Raw genomic sequence first — 7,095 nt, 5'->3', positions numbered from 1 at the left:
CGGGCCGGCCGCGGCGGCGGCGATCGCCGCCGCGCCGCTCGCCACCTCGCAGCGCACGCCGAGGGCGGCCAGGCGGCGGGCCAGTGCGGCCTCCAGCGCGGGGTCGGCGATCACGGCAAGCTCGGGCCGGTGCGCGGCGCACAGCGCGGCCAGCGCCTCCACGTTGCGATGCGCGACCAGCACGCTGGCGCGGAAGCGCCCCGGGTGGCGCGCGATCACGTCGAGCGTGCTGCCGCCGATCGAGCCGGTGGCGCCGAGCACCGCGACGCGCTGGAGGGTCGAACTGTTCATAGCCCCAGGATCAGCATGCCCAGCGCGAACACCGGCAGGGCGGCGAACACGCTGTCCAGCCGGTCCAGCAGGCCGCCGTGGCCGGGGAACAGCGTGCCCGAATCCTTCACCTGGGCGTGGCGCTTGAACAGGCTCTCCAGCAGGTCGCCCACGATCGAGGCGCCCACCGCCACCACCGCCAGCAGCGCCAGACCGAACAGCTGCCCGCCGCGCACGCCGAGCAGCCAGCCGCCGGCCAGCACCACCGCGACGCCCGCCGCCAGCGCGCCGTACACGCCGGCCCAGGTCTTGTTCGGGCTGATGGTGGGCGCGAGCTTGCGCCGGCCGAGGAAGCGGCCGCTGAAATAGGCGCCGATGTCGGCAGCCCACACCAGCGCCAGCGCGAGGAGGGTCCACCAGTGGCCGTGCGGCTCGCTGCGGTGGATCGCCAGCAGTGCCACCCAGGCCGGGAACACGGTGAATACGCCGGCCAGCAGCTTGATGTTGCGGCTCTCCGCGGTGGGCGCGGCGGCATAGGTGAAATGGCGCAGCCACAGGCAGGCCACGCCCCACCAGACCGTGCCGGCGCCGAGCAGCGCCGGCCACAGCGCGCTGTCGCGCAGCTGCCAGATCACCGCGAACAGCAGCGCGCCGATCACCAGCAGGCCGCTGCGCACGTTGCGGTCGCGCAGGCCCGACAGGCGCGTCCATTCCCATAGCGCCGCCAGGAAGGCCACCGCCACCAGCGGGGCGAACAGCCAGGTCGGCGGCAGCAGGATCAGTAGGATCGCCAGTGGGGCGAGCAGCAGGGCAGTGAGGACGCGCTGTTGCAGCATGGGAGTCTGGATTCCTTCGGTCAGGCCTGGGCGACCTGCTCGCCGGTGCGGCCGTAGCGGCGCTCGCGGCGGGCGTAGTCCTCGATGGCGCGCGCGAGGCAAGCCTGGTCGAAGTCGGGCCACAAAGTGTCGGTGAAATAAAGCTCGGCGTAGGCCAGCTGCCAGAGCAGGAAGTTGCTGACGCGGGATTCGCCGCCGGTGCGGATGAACAGGTCCAGTGGCGGCAGCTCGCCCAGGCACATCCAGCGGCCGAGGGTGGCCTCGTCGATGTCCTCTGCGCGCAGCTCGCCGCGGGCCACCGCGGTGGCGGCGCGGCGGGCCGCCTGCACCACGTCCCAGCGGCCGCCGTAGTTCACCGCGATGTTGAGCTGCAGCTTGGCGTTGCCGGCGGTGCGCGCCATCGCCGCGCGTATGCGCCGCTGCAGCGCCTCGTCGAAGGCGGCCAGCTCGCCGATGAAGCGCAGGCGCACGCCGTGGCCGTGCAGTTCCTCCACTTCCTTGTCGAGCGCGCGCAGGAACAGCTGCATCAGCGCGCCGACTTCCTCTTCCGGCCGCTGCCAGTTCTCGCTGGAGAAGGCGAACAGGGTCAGCGCCTCCACGCCCTGGCGCAGGCAGCCCTCGATCACCTCGCGCACCGCCTTGCGGCCGGCGTTGTGGCCGAAGCTGCGCGGGCGATGGCGCAGCCGGGCCCAGCGGCCGTTGCCGTCCATCACGATGGCGACGTGGCGGGGGACCTTGGCGGCGTTCATCGCACCGTGCCCCGCGGCGTGGCGCCGAAGAGCGGCCGCGGCAAACGAAAGGTTCGCACGAAGCGGGAATATGGCGGGCGTGCCTCCTCGCCCCGACCCTCTCCCCAGAAGGGAGCGGGGGTGAACGTGCCCTGCGGGATCGCCGGGAAAGAGGGGGAGGGAATAGGCATGGCGAAGGCGATGGCGTGTCCGCCTCAGACGGACATCAGCTCTTCTTCCTTGGCCTTGACCACCGTGTCCACTTCCTTGACGAAACGGTCGGTGAGCTTCTGGATCTCGTCGTCGGCGCGGCGCTCGTCGTCCTCGGTGATCGACTTGTCCTTGAGCAGGTCCTTGACCTGCTGCAGGGCGTCGCGGCGCACGTTGCGGATGGCGATCTTGGCGTTCTCGCCCTCGTGCGAGACGTGCTTGGCCAGCTCGCGGCGGCGCTCCTCGGTGAGCGGCGGCAGGTTGAGGCGGATCACGGTGCCGGCGGTGGTCGGCGTGATGCCGATGTCGGAGGCCAGGATAGCCTTCTCGACCGGGGCGACCAGGCTCTTCTCGAACGGGGTGATGGTGAGCGAGCGCGCGTCGGACACCGCCACCACCGCCACCTGGTTCAGCGGCATGTCCGAACCGTAGTAGGGGACCTTGATGCCCTCCACCAGCGCCGTGCTGGCGCGGCCGGTGCGCAGGCGGGTCAGCTCGTGCCTGAGCGCGTCGATGCTCTTGCCCATGCGGGTCTGGGCATCCGTCTTGATGGTATCGATCATGGGGGCGTTTCCCGGTGGATCTGGCAAGCCGGCAAGTATAGCAGCGGGAAGGCCCCGCCCCCACGGATGGCCGCGGTCAGCCCTCGACCAGGGTGCCGATGGGCTCGCCGCGCATGATGCGCATCAGGTTGCCAGGCACGGTCATGTCGTAGATGCGCACCGGCATGTGGTGGTCGCGGCACAGTGCGATGGCGGCGGTGTCCATCACCGCCAGCTTGCGCTCGATCACCTGGTCGTAGTTCAGGCGGTCATAGCGGGTGGCGTCGGCGTGCTTGGCCGGGTCGGCGCTGTACACGCCGTCCACCTTGGTGGCCTTGAGCAGCAGGTCGGCGCCGATCTCCACCGCGCGCAGCGCCGCGGCCGAGTCCGTGGTGAAGAAGGGGTTGCCGGTGCCGGCGGCGAACAGGGCGATGCGGCCCTTCTCGATGTGGCGCACCGCGCGGCGGCGGATGAAGTCCTCCGCCACGTCGTGGATCGGCAGCGCGCTCATCACGCGGGCGTAACCGCCGCGCTTCTCGATCGCGTCCTGCATCGCCAGCGCGTTCATCACCGTGGCCAGCATGCCCATGTGGTCGCCGGTGACGCGGTCCATGCCCGCCTCGGCCAGGCCGGCGCCGCGGAAGATGTTGCCGCCGCCGATCACCACGCCGATCTCCACGCCGACGCGGCGCACCTCGAGAATCTCGTCGGCCAGGCGGCCGATCACCTTGGGGTCGATGCCGTAATCGGCATCGCCCATCAGCGCTTCGCCGGAGAGTTTGAGCAGGATGCGGCGGTACTTAAGCTGGTCGCTCATGAGGTCTCCGATGGCGCAGGGTAAAACGCGCGCATTGTATCGGAGCGGCCCCTCCCGCGTCAGGCATCGAAGGTGTCGCAGGCACGCTTGCTATGCTGCGCGATTCATTGCCGACTCATGCGGAACCGCCATGCGACACGCCATTGCCGCTCTCTCGCTGTTGGTGCGCGACTACGACGAGGCGATCGCCTGGTACACGCGCTGCCTGGCCTTCGACGTGGTCGAGGACACCCCGCTCGGCGGCGGCAAGCGCTGGGTGCTGCTGGCGCCGCCCGGCGCGCGCGAGACGCGGCTGCTGCTGGCACGGGCGGACGGGCCGGCGCAGCAGGCCGGCATCGGCCGCCAGGCGGGCGGGCGCGTGTTCCTGTTCCTGCACGTGGACGACTTCCATGCCCGCCACGCGGCGATGCTGGCCGCGGGCGTGCGCTTCCTCGAGGCGCCACGCGGGGAGCCCTACGGCACGGTGGCGGTGTTCGAGGACCTCTACGGCAACCGCTGGGACCTGCTGCAGCCGAAGCGTTGAGGCGGCGTTGCGCGTCGCCCACGAAAAAGGCCGCGGACATGCCGCGGCCTTTTTCTCGAACGTGACGTCCGGCGCTGCCGGCGATCAGGCCAGGCCGGCCTGCTTCATCACTTCGGCGTGAAAATCCTCTTCCGCCTTCTCGATGCCTTCGCCCACGGCCAGGCGCGCGACGGAGAGCACCTCGGCGCCGTCCTTCTTCAGCGCGTCGGCCACCGACACGTTGGTGTCGAGCACGTAGGGCTGGCCGAGCAGGGTCACCTCGGAGACGATCTTGTTGATCTTGCCCGAGACGATCTTCTCCAGGATGTCGGCCGGCTTGTTCTTCTCCTTGTCCGACATCGCGGCCAGGGCGATTTCCTTCTCCTTGGCGATGAAGTCGGCCGGCACGTCTTCGGCCTTCACGTACTGCGGGTTCATCGCCGCCACGTGCATGGCCACGCCCTTGGCCAGCTCCTCGGAGCCGCCCTTGATGGCCACCAGCACGCCGATGCGGCCGCCGTGGATGTAGCTGCCGATCACGCCGTCGGTCTCGATGCGGGCCAGGCGGCGCACCTGGATGTTCTCGCCGATAGTGGCGACCAGGGCCTTGGCGGCCTCGTCCACGCTGCCGCCGGCCGGGTAGGCGGCGGCCTTCAGCGCCTCGATGTCGGTGGCGCCGGAGGTCAGTGCGACCTCGGCCACGGCGTCGCTGAACTTCACGAAGTCGGGGTTCTTGGTGACGAAGTCGGTCTCGCAGTTGACCTCGACCAGCACCGCCTTGCCGGCGGCCTGGGCGGCCACGATGCGGCCTTCGGCGGCCACGCGGCCGGCCTTCTTGTCGGCCTTGGCGAGGCCGGACTTGCGCAGCCACTCCATCGCGGCCTCGATGTCGCCGTTGTTCTCGACCAGCGCCTTCTTGCACTCCATCATGCCGGCGCCGGAACGCTCGCGCAGTTCCTTGACCAGTTGTGCGGAAATGTTGCTCATCAGGATTCCTCGAATACTTGGGGCGCCGTGGCGGGCGAGCCGCCACGGCGGGGAGGGGCTTTACTCGGCGTCGGCCGACTCGCGGCGGCCGCGGCCGCCGTCACGGCGCGGGGCGCCCTTCTTGGCCGGGGCGCGGCGCGGGGCGCCCTTGCGCTCCTCGTCCTTGGCCACCGGATTGCCTTCCTCGTCCAGTTCGACGAACTCGTCGGCGTCGCCCTGGGCGGCGCTCGGCGCGGCGGCCTTGCCTTCCAGGATCGAGTCGGCGGCGGCGCGCGAGTACAGCTGGATCGCGCGGATCGCGTCGTCGTTGCCCGGGATGGCGTAGTCCACCAGCTCCGGGTTGTAGTTGGTGTCGACCACCGCGATCACCGGGATGCCGAGCTTCTTGGCTTCCTGCACGGCGATGTCTTCGTGGCCGATGTCGATCACGAACAGCGCGTCGGGCAGGCGGTTCATGTTCTTGATGCCGCCCAGCGACTTCTCCAGCTTCTCGCGCTCGCGGCGGCGGGCCAGCACTTCATGCTTGACCAGCTTGTCGAACGAACCGTCGGTCTCGGCCGCTTCCAGTTCCTTCAGGCGGGCCACCGACTGCTTCACGGTGCGGAAGTTGGTCAGCATGCCGCCGAGCCAGCGGGCGGTGACGAAGGGCATGCCGGCGCGGGCGGCCTCTTCGGCCAGCGGCTCGCGGGCGGAGCGCTTGGTGCCCACGAACAGGATGGTGCCGCGCTTCTGGGCCAGGCCCGACAGGAAGTTCATCGCGTCGGTGAACAGCGGCAGGGTCTTTTCCAGGTTGATGATGTGGATCTTGCCGCGGGCGCCGAAGATGTACGGGGCCATCTTGGGGTTCCAGTAACGGGTCTGGTGACCGAAATGCACGCCGGCTTCGAGCATCTGGCGCATGGTGACTTGAGCCATGGTGTAACTCCTGAACATGGGGCCTTGTAGGTGCGGCCCTGGGGGTTGGGACCTCCACGCATCCCCGGCTTCGACCGCGGGCGCCCGTTGTCTGGTGGGCGGCCGCGGCACCCCGAAGGCGGTGCCGATGCGTGTGTGGCGTTAATGGCGAAATGCCGCCAGACGGCCATTTTTCGGCCGTGACGGTTACAATCGCGCTTCACGTTCTGCGGCCGTCCGCCCCCCGAACAGGGCGCGATGGGGCCAGCAAAACTCGCTAATTGTAGCCAGTGCGGCGCCGTGGCGGCAAGGCGCGCTGGAAAAGGCTTCCGCCTGCCGCCATATGGAACGAGTTATGGCAGTCATCCCCAAGACCCCCGAAGAAATCGAAAGCATGCGCGCGGCCGGCCGGCTGGCCGCCGAGGTGCTGGCCATGCTCAAGGAGCACGTCAGGCCCGGCGTCACCACCGAGGAGCTGGACCGCCTGGCCTACGAGCACATCGTCGACGTGCAGAAGGCGATCCCCGCCAACGTGGGCTACCACGGCTTCCCCAAGACGCTGTGCACCTCGGTCAACCACGTGATCTGCCACGGCATCCCCAGCCCCGGCAAGGTGCTCAAGGACGGCGACATCATCAATCTCGACGTCACCGTCATCAAGGACGGCTGGCACGGCGATACCAGCCGCATGTACTTCGTCGGCACCCCTTCGGTGCTGGCCAAGCGCCTGGTGGACACCACCTACGAGGCGATGATGCGCGGCATCCAGGCGGTGCGCCCCGGCGCCACCCTGGGCGACGTCGGCCACGCGATCCAGAAGCACGCCGAGACGGCGGGCTTCTCGGTGGTGCGCGAGTACTGCGGCCACGGCATCGGCAAGGTCTACCACGACGAGCCGCAGGTGCTGCACTACGGCAAGGCGGGCACGGGCCTGGAGCTGAAGCCGGGCATGACCTTCACGGTGGAGCCGATGATCAACGCCGGCAAGCCGCAGACCAAGCAATTGCCGGACGGCTGGACGGTGGTGACCAAGGATCACTCGCTGTCGGCGCAGTGGGAGCACACCATTGCGGTGACGGAGGAGGGGTTCGAGATTCTGACGCCGTGGCCGGATGTGGCGTGAGATAGGACGGCCTCGTTTTTGTTTTTGTAGGGCGCTTGTGTGTCGAGGCGTGGTTGGCTTCGGTGTTCCGGTGTGGGCCGGGCAAGTGCGCAGGATGGCTGGAGGGCGGGCTTGCAGGGGCGGGTGGAGCGTCGCCTGAAATGCCGGCGTGGTCTGGCCGGCCCCCTGGGCCGGGGTTTCGCTCCC

8 protein-coding genes and 1 pseudogene are annotated in these 7,095 nt (G+C 69.4%); 2 read left to right on the top strand and 7 right to left on the bottom strand.

All coding sequences use genetic code 11. The annotated features are described in order from the left end of the window. The 5 genes and pseudogenes from ACH65_RS17195 to pyrH form a co-directional block, all read right to left on the bottom strand. A pseudogene (locus tag ACH65_RS17195) lies at positions 1-291 on the bottom strand (saccharopine dehydrogenase NADP-binding domain-containing protein); the annotation flags it as partial. After that, on the bottom strand, positions 288-1,106 hold the full coding sequence (locus ACH65_RS17190) for a phosphatidate cytidylyltransferase (protein ID WP_049623859.1): 819 nt from the start codon (positions 1,104-1,106) through the stop codon (positions 288-290). The gene ACH65_RS17190 and the pseudogene ACH65_RS17195, both read right to left, overlap by 4 nt. A gap of 20 nt (positions 1,107-1,126) precedes the next feature. Continuing rightward, entirely contained in the window at positions 1,127-1,855 is a 729-nt protein-coding gene (gene uppS, locus ACH65_RS17185) for a polyprenyl diphosphate synthase (RefSeq protein WP_049623858.1), read from the bottom strand. A gap of 194 nt (positions 1,856-2,049) precedes the next feature. Further along, positions 2,050-2,607 carry a ribosome recycling factor gene (gene frr, locus ACH65_RS17180; protein ID WP_049623857.1) on the bottom strand — a complete coding sequence of 186 codons (558 nt, stop codon included), beginning with the start codon at positions 2,605-2,607 and terminating at the stop codon, positions 2,050-2,052. 76 nt (positions 2,608-2,683) lie between these two features. After that, the gene (gene pyrH / locus ACH65_RS17175) at positions 2,684-3,403 is read right to left on the bottom strand and encodes a UMP kinase (protein ID WP_049623856.1); all 720 of its coding nucleotides are present in this window, start codon (positions 3,401-3,403) and stop codon (positions 2,684-2,686) included. Between the two features lie 130 nt (positions 3,404-3,533). On the opposite strand from pyrH, the gene ACH65_RS17170 reads away from it, so the two are divergent. Beyond that, complete coding sequence (locus tag ACH65_RS17170) at positions 3,534-3,926, top strand: VOC family protein (RefSeq protein WP_049623855.1); 393 nt, start codon at positions 3,534-3,536, stop codon at positions 3,924-3,926. Positions 3,927-4,010: 84 nt separating this feature from the next. On the opposite strand, the gene tsf is transcribed toward ACH65_RS17170, so the two are convergent. Together tsf and rpsB are read right to left on the bottom strand one after the other, a co-directional pair. Next, the gene (gene tsf, locus ACH65_RS17165; RefSeq protein WP_049623854.1) at positions 4,011-4,892 is read right to left on the bottom strand and encodes a translation elongation factor Ts; all 882 of its coding nucleotides are present in this window, start codon (positions 4,890-4,892) and stop codon (positions 4,011-4,013) included. A gap of 60 nt (positions 4,893-4,952) precedes the next feature. Next, the gene (gene rpsB, locus ACH65_RS17160) at positions 4,953-5,807 is read right to left on the bottom strand and encodes a 30S ribosomal protein S2 (RefSeq protein ID WP_049623853.1); all 855 of its coding nucleotides are present in this window, start codon (positions 5,805-5,807) and stop codon (positions 4,953-4,955) included. Between the two features lie 334 nt (positions 5,808-6,141). Between rpsB and map the strand changes: the two genes are divergently transcribed. Continuing rightward, positions 6,142-6,909 (top strand): type I methionyl aminopeptidase, encoded by a 768-nt coding sequence (gene map, locus ACH65_RS17155; protein WP_049623852.1) that lies wholly within the window; start codon positions 6,142-6,144, stop codon positions 6,907-6,909. The last annotated feature ends 186 nt before the right edge of the window (positions 6,910-7,095 follow it).

It is taken from the genome of Frateuria defendens, from assembly GCF_001182895.1.
Taxonomy (GTDB): domain Bacteria; phylum Pseudomonadota; class Gammaproteobacteria; order Xanthomonadales; family Rhodanobacteraceae; genus Frateuria_B; species Frateuria_B defendens.
This window is presented reverse-complemented; position numbering and strand designations above follow the sequence as displayed.